The sequence below is a fragment of the Rhodopseudomonas palustris genome (genome assembly GCF_003591005.1).
GTDB classification, from domain to species: Bacteria; Pseudomonadota; Alphaproteobacteria; order Rhizobiales; family Xanthobacteraceae; genus Rhodopseudomonas; species Rhodopseudomonas palustris_K.
Window position 1 is genome coordinate 89,828 of sequence record NZ_QYYD01000012.1, and the last position, 16,843, is coordinate 106,670.

Genomic DNA, 16,843 nt, shown 5'->3' on the forward strand with positions numbered 1-16,843 from the left:
ATATCAGCCGCGCCGCGCGATCAGCGCGCGTTGGCGTCGAGTTCTTGCTTCTTCACTTTGCCGGTCGCGGTCATCGGCAAGGCGTCGATGATGCGGATCTCCGGCACCTTGTAGACCGCCATCCGCTCGGCGCACCAGGCCTGCAACTCGGCCGGCGTGATACTGCCTTCCGCCTCCGGCTTGAGCTGAATGAAGGCGACCGGCACCTGCCCCTTGCCGGGATCGTCACGGCCGACCACGCCCGAGCCGAGCACTGCGGGATGCTGGCCGAGCAGCGCCTCGATCTCTGGCGGAAACACGCTCATGCCCTTGACCTTGAGCATCTCCTTGCGCCGGCCGAGGAAGTGCAGAAAGCCTTGCGGATCGATGGTGCCGATGTCGCCGGTGCGCAACCAGCCATCGACCAGTGACTGCGCGGTCGCCTCCGGCTTGTTCCAGTAGCTCTTCAAGAGCGACGGCGTCCGCACCCGGATTTCGCCCTCGCCGCCGAGTGGCACCAGCTCGCCGGTCTCGAAATCGGTGATCTTGAACTCGGCGCCCGGCACTGGCAGACCGACGAAGATCGGCTGCGAATTCAGATCGAAGTCATCGCCCTGGAAGCCGACCGTGAAGGTGTTCGACGTGTGCGTCTCGGTCATGCCCCACGACGCTTCGGTGAGGATGGTGCCGGTGAGATCCTTCCAGCGCTTGCGATAACTGGGATTGAGCTTCTTGACGAACGAGACCACGCGGACCTGCTTCAGCGACGACAGATCGAAATCCTTGAAGCGCGGGTGATCCATCAGCTCGACAGCGCCGTCGACCGGCATCGCGGTGACGCCGACCTTGTAGCGATCGATCGCCGACAGCACGCCGAGTGCGTCCCAGCGCGCCAGCAGCACCAGCGTGGCGCCGGCGAACAGCGGGAAGATCAGGCCGAAATTCTCGCCGGCGATCCAGAACTCGGGAAAGAACGACAGAAACACGCTGCGCTCGTCGGCGACCACCGAGATGCCGTGATTGGCGGCGGCGGTGTACACCATGTCGCGCTGGGTGTGGACGCAGCCCTTCGGCATGCCGGTGGTGCCGCCGGTGTAGTTCAGCGCCGCGACGTCGTCGAGCGAGGCCGGCGGCAGCGGCTCCGGCGCCGGCATTGCCGCCAGCGCCGGCAGCAGATCGGTCGCGCCGGCCACCGCCACGCGCGGCCCACTCACCGAATCCGGCACCGGAATTGTCGGCGAAGCGGGGATCACGTCGGCAAAACTGGTGACGATCACCTCGCGCAGCTTGGTTTCGCCGCGTACCTGATTGACCACCGAGGCAAGCTGGTCGAGCGCCACGATCACTTCGGCGTCGGTGTCGTTGAGTTCGTAGGACAGTTCGAACGCGCGCGACAGCGGGCTGACCGGCACGTGGATCGCGCCGAGCTTGAGGATGCCGAAGAACACGATGTGGAATTGCGGGCAGTTCGGCAGGAACACCGCGACGCGGTCGCCCTTGCGCACGCCCTTCTGCATCAGCAGTGCGGCGAAGCGATCGCTGAGCTGATCGAGTTCACCGTAGGTGGTGACGTGGCCGTAGAAGATCACGGCCGGCCGCTCCGGCGCCCGCTTCGCCCAGGCGCGCAGATATTCGCTGAGCGCGATCTCGCCGTGCGGATAGCGCGGCTGGGTCGGCAGGCCCTTCGGCCAGGCCTTGGCCCAGAGATCGTGCAGTTTCGCGAGATAATCGGCTTCGGTGGCGCTGGCGCTCATGATGTCGTCCTTGTTGTTCTTGCTTGTCTCAGTTGCGCTTCATCGTCGGGTCGAGCGCAACGCGCAGCGATTCACCGAGCGTGTTGTAGGCGAGCGCGGTGAACAGGATCGCCAGCCCAGGCGGATACATCTGCTCCGGGGCGATCTCCATGTTCTGATACGCGCGCGCCAGCATCGCGCCCCAGCTCGGATCCGGCGGCTGAATGCCAAGCCCGAGGAAGCTGAGGCTGGCTTCGGCGAGCAGCGCGGCCGCGAGCAGCAGCGTCACCTGCACGATCACCGGCTGGATCGCATTCGGCAGCACGTGGCGCCACAGGATGCGCGTGGTCGAGCCGCCGAAGCAGCGCGCCGCGTCGACATAGAGTTCGTGCCGCACCACCAGCGTCCGCGCGCGGACCAGCCGCGCGAGCTGCGGCGAGAACACGATGCCGACCGAGATCATGCCGTTGGTGAGCCCGATGCCGAGCGCGCCGGTGACGGCGATCGCCAACACGATGGCCGGAAACGACAGGAAGCTGTCGATGACGCGGCTGATCACGGTGTCGACCCAGCCGCCGAGATAGCCGGCGAGCACGCCGACCGGCACGCCGATCAGCACCGCGATCGCCACCGCCAGGAAGCTCGCATACAGCGACGCCATGCCGCCATAGATCAGCCGGCTCAGTGTATCGCGGCCGAGATCGTCGGCGCCGAGCCAATGCTCGGCCGACATCGGCGCCAGCGACGCGTTGACGTCCTGCGCCAGCGGGTCATACGGCGCGAGCCACGGCGCCAGCACCGACACCACGAACAGCATGATCAAAAAGCCCAGGCTGATCGCGCCGCGAATGTCGGACACGAACCAGCGCACGAATTTGCGCAGCCGCCGCGGCCGGTGCGGCGCCGTCATCGCCAGATCGGTCATGAGGCGATCCTCGGATCGAGCACGCTGTACAGGATGTCGGTGAGCAGATTGAGCGACACCACGATCAGCACCATGGTGAACACCACGCCCTGCACCACCGGGAAGTCGCGGTGCATCGCGGCGTTGACGATCAGCCCGCCCATGCCGGGAATGGCGAACACCGCCTCGACCACCACGGTCGCGGCCAGCATCCGGTTGGCCAGCAGGCTGATCACCGTCAGCAGATTGACGCTGACGTTCTTCAGGCCATGGCGCCACAGGATCGACGACGGCGGCAGCCCCTTGGCGTGCAGGGTGCGCACCGCCTGCGACGACAGGATTTCGACCAGCGACGAACGCAGCTGCCGCGCCACTTCGGCGATGCCGCCCGAGGCGAGCGCCAGCGCCGGCAGGAGTGCGTGACTGAGCGACGCCCAGGGATCCTTGAAGAACGACACCGCGCCGGTCGCCGGCAGCCAGTTCAGCTGCAGCGAGAAGAACGCGACCAGCAGCATGCCGAGCCAGAAGTTCGGCACAGCGACGCCGAGCGACGCGATCGCCATCACGATGCTGTCGATCCACGAGCCCGGCTTGGTCGCCGCCGCGATGCCGAGCGGCACGCCGATGATCAGCGCGGTGAGCAGCGCCAGCACCACGATCAGCAGCGTATGCGGCAGGCAGCGCTGGATCGAGGCCAGCACCGATTCGTTCGACACCAGCGAGTTCGACAGATCGCCCTGCACGGCCTTGGCCAGCCACGACCCGTATTGCATCAGGAACGGCTGGTTCAGCCCGTAGAGTTCGCGGATCTCGGCGATGCGCTGCTCCGAGGCATTGTCGCCGGCGAGCGTCACGGCGACGTCGCCCGGCACCAGCTTGAGCAGGCCGAACACGATGAAGGTAGACAGCACCACCACCGGGATCGCCTGCAGCAGCCGGCGCCCGATGATGTGAAGTCGTGCGGCATTCAACATGGGCTGGATCCGGAACGAGCGCCGCGACGGTCGCGGCGGCGCCGTCTCATGCGAGGGAGATGTTTTCGAATTTCGGCTTGCCGAGCAGATTGGGCGTGAAGCCCTTTACCTTCGAGGACAGCGCGTCGAGCTCGAACTGGAATGCCAGCGGCGCCGACAGCGCCTGCTCGACGGTGATGCGCTGGATCTTGGCGAACACTTCGGCGCGCTTGGCGAGATCCTCACTGGCGCGGCTCTCCTGAATGAGCCTCGACAGCTCCGGATCGGCCGTGCGGCCAGCGTTGTAGTAGGCGCCTTTGTCGAAGCCGAGCCCATAGGTCATGCTCGGATCAGGACGCCCGGTCCAGGCAGACACCAACAGGTCGAACTTCTTCTCCTGCGCAAAGAACTGCGCGCTGATTTCCGCGATGGTGCCGCGGGTGAACTTCACCCGGATGCCGGCTTTGCCGAGCTGGTCCTGAATGACCTCGCCGCGGCGCACCGAATCCTGATCGGTGTAGCCGCCGATCGTCAGATCGATGCCATCCTTGTAGCCGGCCTCGGCCAGCAGCTGCTTGGCCTTGGCGATGTCGTGCGGATAGGTGTTGGCCACATCCTTGTTGTAGGCCCAGTGCGAGCTTGGCAGCGTCATCCGGGCCGGCTCGCCGAGGCCGCTGAGCGCCGCCTTGACGAAGGTGTCGCGGTCGAATGCGAAGTTGATCGCCTGCCGGACCTTGACGTTGTCGAGCGGTGCGCGCGCGTAGTTGAAATACACTTGGATGCAATACAGCGTCGGTGACGACACCAGGGTCAGATCCTTGGCGCGCTCGATCACCGGCTTGAGGCGCGCCGGGAGCTGGAACGCCATGTCGTTCTGGCCGGCCACCACCGAGCGCAGCGCGGTGGCGTTCTCGGTGATGATGTTGAACTCGATGCCGTCGAGATACGGCCGGCCCTTGCGCCAGTAGTTGTCGTGGCGCGTCACCACGATGATCTCGTTGTCGTTCCAGCGCACCAGCTTCCACGGCCCGGCGCCGACCGCCTTGCGATCGGTCTCGTTACCGAGCGCCTTGAGGTTGGTCGGCGACACCATCATGCCGGCGCGGTCCGACAGGATCGCCGGCAGCGCGGTGTCGGGATTCTTCAGCTTCAGCGTCACCTGCAGCGGTCCGGTGACCTCGACCTGATCGATGCTGGCGAGATCCGGCTTGATGTTGGAGCGCTGATCGCTGCGATTGCGGTCGAGGTTGAACTTGACGGCCTCGGCGTCCATTGCGGTGCCGTCGTGAAACTGGATACCCGGGGTGATGTCGAGCACCATCGTGTTGGGGTCGGGATACGACCACTTGGCCATGCCGGGCTTCGGCTTCAGCGTGTCGTAGTCCCACTCCACCAGCGTGTCGTACATCGTCCACAGGATGCTGTGGTCGGAGCCGGCACCGCCGGTCGCGGGATCGAGCGACGACGGGTTGGCGGGCGCCGCGACCTTGAGCACGCCGCCTTTCTTGGGCTCCTGCGCCAGCGCCGGCAGGCCGAGCGCGCTGGCCGCAACACTGCCGCCGATCAGCGCCAGAATGTCACGACGCCGCAGGGTTCGTCCGCCCAGATCGTACACGCGCATAATTGTCCTCCCGATGATGGTTATGACGCGGCTTGCGCCGGCTGATTGTTCGGCTGCGGCCCGTCGGCCGTGGCGAAATGACAGGCGACGCGATGGCAGGGGCGGACTTCGCGCCAGGCCGGCATCTCCTTGGCGCAGCGCGGCTGCACCGACGGGCAGCGGGTGCGGAAGCGGCAGCCCGACGGCGGCGCCACCGGGCTCGGAATCTCGCCTTCGAGAATGATGCGGCGATCGACCCGCAGATGCGACGGCAGCGGGATCGGCTCGGCCGACAGCAGCGCGCGCGTATAGGGATGCAGCGGCCGCTCGATGACGTCTTCGGCGGGGCCGAGCTCCATCAGCTTGCCCAGATAGGTCACCGCAATGCGGTCGGAGATATGCGACACCACCGAGATGTCGTGGGTGATGAACACGTAGGTCAGGCCGAACTCGCGCTGCAGATCGGCGAACAGATTGAGCACGTCGCCGCGGATCGAGACGTCGAGCGCCGCCACCACCTCGTCGCAGACGATCACCTTGGGCCGCAGCATCAGCACCCGCGCGATGTTGACGCGCTGCTTCTGTCCGCCGGACAATTGATGCGGATAGCGGTCCGCCGCCTCGGCGGACAGCCCGACACGCTCCAGCATCGCGATGCCGCGGCGGCGTCGCGAGTTCGCGTCGCCCTCGCGCAGAATCTCGAGCGGCTCGACCACGCTGTCGATGATCGTCATCCGCGGATTGAGCGCGGCGTTGGGGTCCTGGAAAATGATCTGATAGTCCCGGCGATGCTGGCGGAACGCGCGCGTGCCGAGCTGTTCCGGATCGGCGCCGTCGTGCAGGATCTGACCTTCGGTCGGCCGCAGCAGCGACACCAGCGCACGGCCGAGCGTCGTCTTGCCCGAGCCGGATTCGCCGATCACCCCGAAAGTCTCGCCGGCCTGTACGGCGAAATCCATGCCGTCGATCGCCTTGACGGTGTCGCGGCCGTCGCGCGACGGAAACAGGATGCGCAGATCGCGCACCGCCAGAATGCCGGCTTCAGAACCGTCGCGCCGCGGAGAAGTCATCAGTTCACCGCTCCCGGCAGCTCCAGTTCGGGTGCGCGCCAACAGCGCGCGGCGTGATCTTGCGCCAGCGCGATCATGCGCTGCTCCTGCTCGCATCCCGGCGCGGCGTGTGCACAGCGCGAGCGGAAGCGGCAGCCGCCCGGCATCGCCTGCGGCGACGGCACGCGGCCCGGGATCGACGACAGCACGCCGCGTCGCTTGCTCAAGCCGGGCAGCGAGCGCAGCAGCCCCGAGGTGTAGGGATGGCGCGGCCGGGTGAGTACGTCGTCGACGGGGGCGTCCTCGACCACTTCGCCGGCATACATGGTGATCATGCGGGTGCAGGTCTCGGCGACAACGCCCAGATCGTGGGTGATGAAGATCAGCGCCGTGCCGGTGCGCTCGCTCAGCGAGCGCAACAGATCGGTGATCTGCGCCTGCACGGTGACGTCGAGCGCGGTGGTCGGCTCGTCGGCGATCAGCAGCTTCGGCTTGCAGATCAGCGCCATCGCGATCATCACGCGCTGGCGCATGCCGCCCGAGAGCTGATGCGGATACTCATCACAGCGCCGCTCCGGCGCCGGGATGCCGACCTCGCGCAGCGCCGCGATGGCGCGCTCGCGGCCTTCGGCCTTGCTGGCCGGGAAATGAATTCGGTAGGCCTCGCTGATCTGATCGCCGACCGTGAACACCGGATCGAGCGCGCTCATCGGCTCCTGGAAGATCATCGCGATGTCGCGGCCGCGCACCGCGCGCATTCGGCGCGGCGACAGCTTCAACAGATCGGTGCCGTCGAACAGTACGTCACCTTGGATGCGGGCCGAGTGCGTCGGCAGCAGCCGCAGCAGCGACAGGCCGGTGACGGTCTTGCCGCAGCCGCTCTCGCCGACCAGGCCGACGCGCTCGCCTGGCGCGATCGAAAAACTGACATTGCGGGTGACCGGCAGCGCGCCCTGCGCCGTCGTGAACGACAGCGACAGATTGCGAACATCGAGCAGCGGCTGCGCGCCTGTTGCCGGGCGGGCGTGCGGCGGCGAAGAAGACCGCGGCGTGTAGGGTTCGACCAGCCCCGTCATTCGCCGCAACAATGCGCAGGATGGTGAGCCCGGCGCAGCATGTGCGCCGACGGACGCATGGCGTCGAAGCTTGCGATAGCGGCCTGTCGGCCTGACCGGACACGTGCCGGCGCTTCGGTGGTCGCCATGTTCATCCTCCCGTCCGCGGCTCCGGACCACGGTTCGTCGCGCTTTCGGCTTGGCGCCGATTTGGCCGCGCGACACCCGCAATCAAACGGCACGAATTGTCGATTGTCAACAATTGACCGGCGCGCTAGTTTGTCCCGCGCCACGGGAGCCGACGGAGAGCGCTTTGGGAACGATGGATCGCAGCTCGACGACTGCGAGGGACGGCCATAGCGAGCGCCGATTTGCGCCCCGCACGCTGCCCGACCAGGTCGCCGAAGAGCTCGGCGCCGACATCGTGTCCGGCCGTCGCAAAGCCGGCGCGCGACTGGTCGAACTCGATCTGGCGCAAGAATTCGGCGTCAGCCGCGGCCCGATCCGCGAGGCGATCCGGATTCTCGAACGGCGCCGCCTCGTCGAATTGCTGCCGCGGCGCGGCGCCTACATCAAGCCGGTGTCGCTGAAATCCGTCGCCGACCTGTTCAACGTCCGCACTGCGCTGTCGGCACTCGCAGTCCGCACCATGGCGACGTCACCGGTGGAGAGCTACATCGACACGCTGGCCCGGCGTTGTGACGAGCTGAAAGCACAGGTCGATCTCGACGACCCGATGGGATTTGCGCGGACGACGACGCGTGCAGTCAAGACGATCGCACGCGGCTCCGGCAACGAGTTGCTGGTCGAACTGCTCACCGACCTCGCCAATCAGACGGTGTGGACGATGATCTGGAAATCACCGCTCGATTACCAGACGCGTGACATCCGGCTGATGTCAGCCAACCTGATGACGTCGACCTTGAAGGCGATCCGGCAGCGCAAGCCTAACGCTGCCGAAACGCATTTCCGTCAGCTGCTCGAGGGCGACCGCGACCGCGCGCTGGCGACGCTGTCGGAGATTCGGGGCGAAGCCTTCGACTTCAGCGCGCTGGATCACGCCGACGCGGCCGGTGGCGCGTTGCAGCTGCGCACCGCCCGGCCCGCATAACCCTTATTCCGGCCGGCGACAAACCAGATCGATCTCGATCAGCGCGTCGTAAGCGAGCCCGGTGACGCCGACGCAGGTGCGCGCCGGCAGGCGGCCTTCCGGGAAGTAACTGCGATAGGTCTCGTTCATCTCGGCGTAGTCGCGCTTGAACTCGGTGAGATAGATCCGGCTCATCACGATGTGCTCGAGGCCGAGGTTCAGACCGGCCAGCACCACGCGCAGATTCTCCATCACGGCGCGGGTCTGCGCGACGATTCCTGCCGGCAGCACGCCGGGCGTCTGCGGCGTATCCGGCATCTGACCGGTGACGAACACGAAGCCATCGGTTTCGACCGCGTGGCTGAACGGCGCGACCGGCTTCGGTCCGCCAGGGATCATGTGAAACTGCAAGACTAGCCTTTCATGAGATGAAGCTCAGGCGCGCGGGTCGGCGAACACCTGTTTGCTGAGGATGGCGTGGACGCCCCAATTGCCGTCCACCACCTGGGTGACGCCGAAATCGACCGCGACCGACATCAGTGCAATCGCCTCGTCCTCGGTCAGTCCCTTGATGCTCATCAGGAAACGCCGCATTTTGCGGAACGCGTCCTTCATCGCGAGGTCGAGTGACGAGGTGGCGTAGACCTCGCTCTGGCCCTTGGCGCCGAATTCGGCCAGATAGTTCGGATGGCTGAACCCCATCAGCACCCAATCGGTCGCGGTTTCGATCAGCGGATAGCTGAGATCGGCGAACGGCTTGTCGGCGAACTCGCCCTTCTTGTGCAGGATCACCTCGAAGGTGCCGGTCATCGAACATTCGATTGCAGTGCCGCCTAGCTCGCCGTCGCCTTGCGCGGCGTGCGGGTCGCCGACTGATAACAACGCGCCTGGCACCGACACCGGCAGATAGATCGTCGAGCCCTTGCCGAGTCGCCAATTGTCGAGATTGCCGCCGAAGTAGGCGGGCGGCACCGAATCGACGAAGTCGGCTTCGCGCGGCGCCAGCGCGATTACGCCGAAATGCGGCCGCAGCGGAATGCGCACACCATCGAGCACGTCGTGCCGCCGTCGCACCGAGGCGGGCTGCACCGGCACGCCCGGATAATCGTAAGTGGTGTGCACCGTGCCGAACGGATCGACCTGCGGGGCCCAACGATAGGAATACGCGGCGCGCGCATAGGGCGCCGCATCGTCGGCGACGATCTCATAGATCGTGACTGCCTCGTGGGCGTGCTGCTCGGCCAAAAATTCCTTGTAGTGATAGCCCCACCACGCCGCGACGCTGCTGCCGAACACCCGGCCTTTGAAGTCCGGGTTGCGGCTGGCGCGCGGGACGATGTCGCGGATGCGGATCTCCAGCACGTCGCCCGGCTGCGCATCCTTCACCGCCACCGGCCCGGTGCAGATATGCACGCCAAAGCCTTCGCCGGCGCCGCGGCCGTAGATCGAGGCGTCGAGTGGGCCGGCGCCGCGGCGATCGACGTTCTTCTGATCGTGCGTCCAGTGAAACACGCTCTCGGCGCCGGCATCGCCCGAAATCATTCGTTCCGGATCGTCGGAAGCGTGCTGGGTCAGCGTCTCGATGGTGATGGTGTCGCCCGACGCGATCTCGATCTGCGGCGGCAGCGAGCGGCTAAAGTACCCCCAATGCACGCGCGATGCGTCGGCGGCGAGGTGATGATGCTGCGGCGTGGTCTCGGCGGACGCATCTGCTGCAGCGACATCAACGGCAGGCCGGCGCGCCGCAGTCGCCGCCGGTTGATTGCGCAGCTGCACCAGCGCCTGCTGCGGCCAACCGCGCTGCGCGGCGGCGGCGGCCGTCGCGGCATGACGCTCGGCCTCGGCCTGGCGATATTCGCGCGGCGACACGCCGAAGCGATGGCGGAAGGCGCGGCTGAAATGCGCCGAGTCGTTGAAGCCGACGCGGAACGCGATCTCGGAAATCGAGTGATGCGCCTCGGCCGGATTGGAGAGGTCTGCGCAGGTGCGCTGCAGCCGACGTTCGCGCAAGTAGTGCGTAAAGCTGGAGCCGGTCCCGCCGAACAGCTTCTGCAGATAACGCTCCGAGATGCCTTCGGCCGCGGCGACTTTCGCCGGAGTCAGATCCGGGTCGTCGAGCCGGCGCTCGATCGCCTGACACAGTCGCTGCAGCGTCGCCGCCTTGCTGGCGGTGCCGGCGCTCAGATCCGTCGTCGCGGGCGCCTGGCGCATCAAGGCCGGCAGCAGATCGGCGAGGCTTTGCGCCGTCACCGGCCATTCGGTCTCGGACAGCGTCTCGAGATTGCGTGCGGCGCTTTCGAGCATGCGAATGAAGATCTCGCCAAAGCCGCTCGGCGCGATGTGCTGAACCTCGGTCAGCGGCGGCGTTCGGCTACGCGCAGCCTCGCACGACACCGACAACACGACGGCACGCAGATCACGCGCGAACGAAAGGCTCCAGCCGCTCGCCCGTGGCAACATCAGCAAATGTCCGATCGCGATGATCTGATGTCCTGCCGCGGTCTTCAGCGACACGCCGTCTTCGAGCGGAAACAGCACCAGCGGATGCTTGCCATGCGCGTCGGCGTGCGCCGTCACCGCCTGCGGCCCGGCCGAAAGTGTCGCGAGCGTCACGCCCTCGGAACTGCGGCGGACTGCGGTGGCGTGGCCGGCATGGCTGGTTGCAGCTGCCGAGGGCTGCAAGCCGAGCGAGGCGAGGACGTCCCGCCAGGCTTCCGGGCGCTCGCTTTCGGAATAGGACTCGCTGGAATAGGGACGCAGACTCATGGCTCGGCCTTCCTGGCCAAAACCTTGCAACCCGCGTGCCATCCCGAAGCAGACCGCACATTGCCCCAGCATCAGAGCGCTCATCGGCACGGCTAATCGCAGGGGAACACGTTCTTGCGGATGGTGCCGTGCACGCCCCAATTGGCGTCGACCACCTGGGTGACGCCGAAATCGGCGCCGACCGACATCAGCGAGATCGCCTCGTCCTCGCTGAGCTTGTGCACCGTCATCAGGAAGCGGCGCATCTTGCGGAAGGCGTCGCGCATCGCGCGGTCGAGGCTGGAGTGGTTGGCGATCTCAAGCTGCGCGTTGGCGCCGAGCTCGGCGAGATAATTGGGATAGGTGAAGCCGTAGACCGACCAGGCGTCCGGCGTTTCCAACATCGGATGCGTCAGGCCTTCGAGCGGCGTGCCGCCGAGGTCGTTCTTCTTGTGCAGGATAAATTCGAAATCGCCGGTCAGCGAGGTCTCGATCGCGGTGCCGCCGAGCTCGCTGTCGCCCTGCGCGGCGTGCGGGTCGCCGACCGAGAAGAACGCGCCCGGCACGGCGACCGGATAGTACATCTTGGCGCCCTTGCCGACGCGCCAGTCGTCGATATTGCCGCCGGTGTAGCTCGGCGGAATCGAGGACACGAAATCCTCCTCGGACGGCGCCAGCCCCATCGTGCCGAAATGCAGCCGCGCCGGCAGCTTGACGTTGCTGAGGATGTTTTCGCGCTTGATGATGGTGCGGTGATCGACCGGCACGCCCGGATAGTCGATGGTCGGATGCACGATGCCGTCGGGATCGGTCTGCGGCGTCCAGACGTAGTTGTAGACCGCTTCGGCGAACGGCTCGCCCGAGGTGTCGAGCTCGAAGATGGTGATCACCTCGCGCGGCTTCGGCTCCTCAATCAGGTCGTGATAGTGGAAGCCCCAATTCGCCGCGACGTTGGAGCCGAAGCACTTGCCGGCATGACAGGCCTTGCAGGCCGGTCGCGGCTTGATGTCGAGGATGCGCACTTCCAGCACGTCGCCGGGCTCGGCGCCTTCGATCGCCACCGGCCCTGTGAGCAGATGCACGCCGACGCCTTCGCCGGAGCCGCGAATGAACGGGCCTTCGGTCGGACCGGCGCCGCGACGCGCCACTGCCTTGTGCTCGCGGGTCCACTTGAACACGCTCTCGGCGCCGGGATCGCCCTCGATCATGCGCTCGTAATCATCGCCAGCGTGATGCGTCAGCGTCTCGATGGTGGCGCGGTCGCCGGACTTCAGCGTCAGCGACGGCGCCACCACTTTGCTGAAATAGCCCCAATGGACGGTCTTGGGCGACACCGGGAGCAGATGATGCTTCATGCTGAGATCCTCGACGGGAAGAAAGTGAGAGAGCGGAGCGAATTCACGAGACTTCGGCCTCCATCGCGTTGAGGAAGCGCTGCGCGACCGGATTCTTCGGATGATTGAGCACCTGATCCGCCGGACCTTCCTCGATGATCGAACCGCCGGCGAGCAGCACGACGCGATCCGCGACCTCGCTGGCGAAGCGCAGCTGATGCGTCGAGATGATCATGGTCAGCCCATCCTCGATCGCGAGGCGGCGGATCACTTCCAGCACCTCGTTGACGAGTTCGGGATCGAGCGCGGAGGTCGGCTCATCCAGCAGCAGCACGCTCGGGTTCGGCGCGATAGCGCGGGCGATGGCGACGCGCTGCTGCTGGCCGCCGGACAGATGCCGCGGCAGCGCGTCGGCGCGATGCGACAGGCCGACCCGTTCCAGCAGTTCGAGCGCCCGGCGCTCGGCTTCTTCAGGCGACACGCCGTGTACCCAGCGCAGCGGGCCGGCGATATTCTCCTTGGCAGTGAGATGACCGAACAGATTGAACTGCTGAAACACCATGCCGACGCCGACTTCGGCGCGCGCCTGCGCGGCCATCCGCGGCGACAGCGGCTTGCCCAGATGATTGAAGCCGAGCCGCCGGCCGCCGACCTCGATGGTGCCGTCGCTCCAAAATTCGAGATTGTTGATACAGCGCAGCAGCGTGCTCTTGCCGGAGCCGGACGGTCCGAGCAGCGCGATCACCTCACCATTGCGCACGGCGAGATCGACGCCGTCGAGCACGACATGGGCGTCGTAATTCTTGCGCAGCGCCTTCACCGCGACCGCGACGTCGTTATGCACCAGCGTCTTGGCGCGCTCGGCCCGCTCGACGCGATTGGCCGACACGCGCGGCGGTGGCAGCTCGGCAACGCCACCATCGGGCAGGATTTCCGGCGGCGCTTCCCCAGCCTGCAGCGGATCATCGATCCCCTGGGCCCGGTACCACGGCAGGAAGCGCATCAGCTTGACCTGCTTGGAGGTGCGGTCGAGATCGAACAGCCACTCCAGGAAAATCTGGATCGCCGAGATCGCTGTGGTCAGCAGCAGATAGATCAAGCCGGAGGCGAAGAAGATCGAGAAGAAATCGAATGTCGAGGACGCGAGCTGCGTCGAGCGCAGCGTCAGCTCCTGCACGGCGATCACCGAGGCCAGCGACGAGTTCTTCAGCGCGCTGACGGCTTCGTTGCCGAATGCCGGGATCATGGTGCGGATCGCCTGCGGGGCGATGATCCGGCGCATCAGCACGCCGGGCGTCATGCCCAGTGCCTGGCCAGCGAGGATCTGGCCCTTCTCGACGCCGAGCACGCCGGCGCGCAGCATCTCGGCGATGAACGGAGCTTCGTTACAGGCCAGCGCGAGACCGGCGGCGAGGATCGCCGGAAGCTTGATGCCGATATGCGGCAACGCGTCGTAGGCGAACACCATCTGCAGAATCAGCGGTGTGCCACGAAAGATGACGGTGTAGATCCGGGCGGCGGACGACAGCAGCCGAAACCGGCTGAGTTGCATCCCCGCCAGGATCGTTCCGAGGATCAGTCCGCCCCCGAGACCCAGAGCAGTGACCTGCAGGGTCACCTCGATGCCCTGGATCATATAGGGCATGGTCAAGTAATGGAGAAACAGCTCCATGGCGGCGGCGGTCCTTGGTGAGTTGTCTTCTGTAGGGTGGGCAAAGCGAAGCGTGCCCACCGCCTTCCGCGAGACCGAGGGGTGGGCACGGCGCTTACGCGCCTTTGCCCACCCTACGTCGGGGCGATTACTTGACGACCAGCAGACCCGGCTCGATCAGGTTTTCGGGGTCGAGCTTCCACTTCTTCAAGAGCGCGAGCTGATCACCGGATTTGTAGATCTCGGTGAGGGCTTCCTTCACGGCGTCGCGGAACTTCGGCTTGTCCTTCGGCACGCCGATGCCGACCTGATAGGGGATCGTCACCGCGATCGCCTTTTCGAGCTTGTCCGGATAGGCCTTCACGGCGTTGTCGACGGTGTTGACGTCGTTGATGTAGGTGTCGGCGCGGCCGGCGAGGATCGCCTGGATGCAGTTGGCGTTGTTGTCGTAGAGCTGGATGGTCGGCTCCGGCTTGCCGAGCTTCTTGCACTCCGGCGCCAGCGCCTGGATCAGCGGCACTTCGACATAGCCGGTGTTTTCGGCCGCGGCGGTGCCGCACAGCGAGGTGTCGATGCCGGTGATCTTCTTCGGATTGCCCTTGGCGACCAGCACGCCGTCGAACACCTTGGAATAGGTGATGAAGTCGGCGGCCTTGGCGCGCTCTTCGGTGGCGTAGATGTCGGAGATGACGATGTCGGCCTGGCCGCTCGCCAGCGTGGTCAAGAGCGCCGCAAAGGTCACCGCCTTGTAGGTCAGCTTGAAGCCGAGACAGTCACCGATCGCCTCGCCGAGGTCGATGTCGTAGCCGATATATTTGGTCGGATCCTTCGGATCGATCGACTCGTAGCCTGGGGTGTGCGGGTTGATGGCGTTGACGAGGGTCTTGCCCTTCCAATCGGGATACTTCTCCTGCAGCGCCGCACAGGCGGCGGGCGTGGCGGCATGCGCGGGCTTCGCCGCCGCAAAGCCGACCAGCACCAGCGCGCCGATCAGCGCGGCGCCCGTCAGGCTCCGAAACTCAGGAAGTGGCAACTTGACCATTCGATCGCTCCTTCGATGGTGCCATGGCGGAGGCCATGTTCCGAACCGACTGGAGCTAAGACCGTGCGCCGCAGAAAAACTTGTCTCCGGGCGCACAACCTCTTGTTCGAAGGCTGCTGCTATTTAGGCAGAGGATGCGTGATTTTTGGGCGGACGGTGACCGCAGAACGCTCCACATCGGAGAGCGACGGCGCGAGTACGACCTCATCCCCCGTCATGCCCGGACTTGTTCCGGGCATCCACGCCTTACTGCGTTGCTACGCTCAAGGCGTGGATGGCCGGGACAAGCCCGGCCATGACGGATGTAGTGAGCGCCGCGACTACTGAGCCTTCGGCGCGGTCTGGTTATCGGCGCGCTTGCCCAGATAGGCGATCGCGGCGTTGAGCTGGGCATCCTCGGGCTTGCCGATCAGGTCGGCCTTGATCGGCGGCGACGACGCCGCCGGCTTGTCGGTCGCAGCCGCAGCCCCGGAGGCCTTCGGCTTGGCCGCGCCGGGCTTGCCGTCGCTGCCGAGCTGACCCGGATTTGCAATCGCGCCGCGCAGCGCGCCTTCGCGCAGCATCGCGCCGCCGGCGATCTGCTGATCCTTCGGCGCTTCCTGAACGATGTCCGGCGTGATGCCTTCGTCCTGAATCGAGCGGCCGGACGGTGTGTAGTACAGCGCCGTCGTCATGCGGACCGCTCCGCGCCCCTTGATCGGGATCACCGTCTGCACCGAGCCCTTGCCGAAACTCTGCGTGCCCATGACGATGCCGCGTTTGCGATCCTGCAGCGCGCCAGCGACGATTTCGGACGCCGAAGCCGAGGCGCCATTGATCAGCACCACTACCGGCACGCCGGGCAGCATGTCGCCCTTTGACGGCGCGCTGAACACGCGCTGATCGTCCGGCTGGCGACCGCGAATCGACACCACAGTGCCCCCGTCGAGCAAATTGCCGGCGACGTCGACCGCGGCGGTGAGCAGGCCGCCTGGATCCTGACGCACATCGATGACCAGACCCTTCAGCCCGTCCTTGGCGTCGGTCTTGAGCTTGGTCAACGCATTCTTGAAGCCGTCCGAGGTGTCATCACCGAACTGACTGATCCGCACATAGCCGATGCCCTCGGGCTTGAGCTCCGACTTCACCGACGCGACCTTGATGATCTCGCGGGTCAGCGTGACGTCGAACGGCGGCTCCTTGCCGCGCAGGATGGTGATCGTCACCTTGGAGCCAGGCTTGCCACGCAGCATGTCGACGACTTCCCGCAGGCCCATGCCTTGGGTCGAACTGTCGCCGACCTTGATGATGTCGTCGCCGGGCTCGAGCTTGGCGCGGGCCGCCGGCGTGCCGTCGATCGGGGCGACGATCTTGGGCACACCGCCCTGTCCCGAGATCTGCATGCCGAGGCCGCCGAACTGGCCCGCCATGTCGGTCTGCATGTCCTTGAATTCTTTTTCGTCCATGTAATCCGAATGCGGGTCGAGCCGGTTCAGCATGCCCTTGAGCGCATCCTTGGTCAGCTCGTCGGTGCCGACCGGGTGCACATAGGCCCGCTCGACGAGGCCAATGACGCCGCCGATCAGGTCGAGATCGGGCTGCGCCGTCGACGTTCGCTGCAGCGCCAGCGCCGACAGCATGGGAATGGTGATGATGCCGGCCGCGGCGGCGACGCTGATAACAAACTTGCGGGATTTGAACATTGAAGGACACCGGAATGAGCTGGCGC

General features: G+C 66.0%; 13 protein-coding genes. 1 reads left to right on the plus strand and 12 read right to left on the minus strand.

The genetic code is table 11. From position 1 onward, the window contains the following. Positions 1 to 20 precede the first annotated feature (20 nt). The 6 genes from D4Q52_RS13305 to D4Q52_RS13330 are packed head-to-tail and all read right to left on the minus strand — an operon-like array spanning position 21 to position 7,294. A complete protein-coding gene (locus tag D4Q52_RS13305) occupies positions 21 to 1,733 on the minus strand; it encodes an AMP-binding protein (RefSeq protein ID WP_119857049.1) in 1,713 nt (570 codons plus the stop codon). Positions 1,734 to 1,761: 28 nt separating this feature from the next. Next, complete coding sequence (locus D4Q52_RS13310) at positions 1,762 to 2,637, minus strand: ABC transporter permease (RefSeq protein WP_119857050.1); 876 nt, start codon at positions 2,635 to 2,637, stop codon at positions 1,762 to 1,764. Then, positions 2,634 to 3,590 (minus strand): ABC transporter permease, encoded by a 957-nt coding sequence (locus D4Q52_RS13315; RefSeq protein WP_119857051.1) that lies wholly within the window; start codon positions 3,588 to 3,590, stop codon positions 2,634 to 2,636. Before D4Q52_RS13315 ends, D4Q52_RS13310 begins: the two co-directional genes overlap by 4 nt. A 46-nt stretch (positions 3,591 to 3,636) precedes the next feature. Beyond that, positions 3,637 to 5,190, minus strand: coding sequence for an ABC transporter substrate-binding protein (locus tag D4Q52_RS13320; protein ID WP_119857052.1), 1,554 nt, complete (start codon positions 5,188 to 5,190; stop codon positions 3,637 to 3,639). 20 nt (positions 5,191 to 5,210) lie between these two features. Then, the gene (locus D4Q52_RS13325; protein ID WP_119857053.1) at positions 5,211 to 6,239 is read right to left on the minus strand and encodes an ABC transporter ATP-binding protein; all 1,029 of its coding nucleotides are present in this window, start codon (positions 6,237 to 6,239) and stop codon (positions 5,211 to 5,213) included. Continuing rightward, the gene (locus tag D4Q52_RS13330; protein WP_234831189.1) at positions 6,239 to 7,294 is read right to left on the minus strand and encodes an ABC transporter ATP-binding protein; all 1,056 of its coding nucleotides are present in this window, start codon (positions 7,292 to 7,294) and stop codon (positions 6,239 to 6,241) included. Before D4Q52_RS13330 ends, D4Q52_RS13325 begins: the two co-directional genes overlap by 1 nt. 301 nt (positions 7,295 to 7,595) lie before the next feature. Here D4Q52_RS13330 and D4Q52_RS13335 point away from each other — a divergent pair, with 301 nt between their 5' ends. Continuing rightward, a complete protein-coding gene (locus D4Q52_RS13335) occupies positions 7,596 to 8,384 on the plus strand; it encodes a GntR family transcriptional regulator (RefSeq protein WP_119857054.1) in 789 nt (262 codons plus the stop codon). 3 nt (positions 8,385 to 8,387) lie between these two features. Here D4Q52_RS13335 and D4Q52_RS13340 read toward each other — a convergent pair whose 3' ends face one another. From D4Q52_RS13340 to D4Q52_RS13365, 6 genes are all read right to left on the minus strand, one after another. After that, positions 8,388 to 8,774, minus strand: a complete 387-nt coding sequence (locus D4Q52_RS13340; protein ID WP_119857055.1) for a RidA family protein — start codon at positions 8,772 to 8,774, stop codon at positions 8,388 to 8,390. Positions 8,775 to 8,798: 24 nt separating this feature from the next. Further along, the gene (locus D4Q52_RS13345) at positions 8,799 to 11,129 is read right to left on the minus strand and encodes an acetamidase/formamidase family protein (protein WP_119857056.1); all 2,331 of its coding nucleotides are present in this window, start codon (positions 11,127 to 11,129) and stop codon (positions 8,799 to 8,801) included. Positions 11,130 to 11,221: 92 nt separating this feature from the next. After that, positions 11,222 to 12,463: an acetamidase/formamidase family protein gene (locus D4Q52_RS13350; protein WP_119857057.1), complete on the minus strand. Its 1,242-nt coding sequence runs from the start codon at positions 12,461 to 12,463 to the stop codon at positions 11,222 to 11,224. 43 nt (positions 12,464 to 12,506) lie between these two features. Then, positions 12,507 to 14,114, minus strand: coding sequence for an amino acid ABC transporter permease/ATP-binding protein (locus tag D4Q52_RS13355; RefSeq protein WP_119857058.1), 1,608 nt, complete (start codon positions 14,112 to 14,114; stop codon positions 12,507 to 12,509). Between the two features lie 127 nt (positions 14,115 to 14,241). Continuing rightward, positions 14,242 to 15,135, minus strand: a complete 894-nt coding sequence (locus tag D4Q52_RS13360; protein WP_119857059.1) for an ABC transporter substrate-binding protein — start codon at positions 15,133 to 15,135, stop codon at positions 14,242 to 14,244. Between the two features lie 320 nt (positions 15,136 to 15,455). After that, positions 15,456 to 16,817, minus strand: coding sequence for a S41 family peptidase (locus D4Q52_RS13365; protein WP_119857060.1), 1,362 nt, complete (start codon positions 16,815 to 16,817; stop codon positions 15,456 to 15,458). Between the last annotated feature and the right edge of the window lie 26 nt (positions 16,818 to 16,843).

Coding starts and splice junctions, on each gene's coding strand:
- D4Q52_RS13305 (WP_119857049.1), bottom strand. CDS start 1,733: ATGAGCGCCAGCGCCACCGAAGCCGATTATCTCGCGAAACTGCACGAT.
- D4Q52_RS13310 (WP_119857050.1), bottom strand. CDS start 2,637: ATGACCGATCTGGCGATGACGGCGCCGCACCGGCCGCGGCGGCTGCGC.
- D4Q52_RS13315 (WP_119857051.1), bottom strand. CDS start 3,590: ATGTTGAATGCCGCACGACTTCACATCATCGGGCGCCGGCTGCTGCAG.
- D4Q52_RS13320 (WP_119857052.1), bottom strand. CDS start 5,190: ATGCGCGTGTACGATCTGGGCGGACGAACCCTGCGGCGTCGTGACATT.
- D4Q52_RS13325 (WP_119857053.1), bottom strand. CDS start 6,239: ATGACTTCTCCGCGGCGCGACGGTTCTGAAGCCGGCATTCTGGCGGTG.
- D4Q52_RS13330 (WP_234831189.1), bottom strand. CDS start 7,294: ATGACGGGGCTGGTCGAACCCTACACGCCGCGGTCTTCTTCGCCGCCG.
- D4Q52_RS13335 (WP_119857054.1), top strand. CDS start 7,596: ATGGATCGCAGCTCGACGACTGCGAGGGACGGCCATAGCGAGCGCCGA.
- D4Q52_RS13345 (WP_119857056.1), bottom strand. CDS start 11,129: ATGAGTCTGCGTCCCTATTCCAGCGAGTCCTATTCCGAAAGCGAGCGC.
- D4Q52_RS13350 (WP_119857057.1), bottom strand. CDS start 12,463: ATGAAGCATCATCTGCTCCCGGTGTCGCCCAAGACCGTCCATTGGGGC.
- D4Q52_RS13355 (WP_119857058.1), bottom strand. CDS start 14,114: ATGGAGCTGTTTCTCCATTACTTGACCATGCCCTATATGATCCAGGGC.
- D4Q52_RS13360 (WP_119857059.1), bottom strand. CDS start 15,135: ATGGTCAAGTTGCCACTTCCTGAGTTTCGGAGCCTGACGGGCGCCGCG.
- D4Q52_RS13365 (WP_119857060.1), bottom strand. CDS start 16,817: ATGTTCAAATCCCGCAAGTTTGTTATCAGCGTCGCCGCCGCGGCCGGC.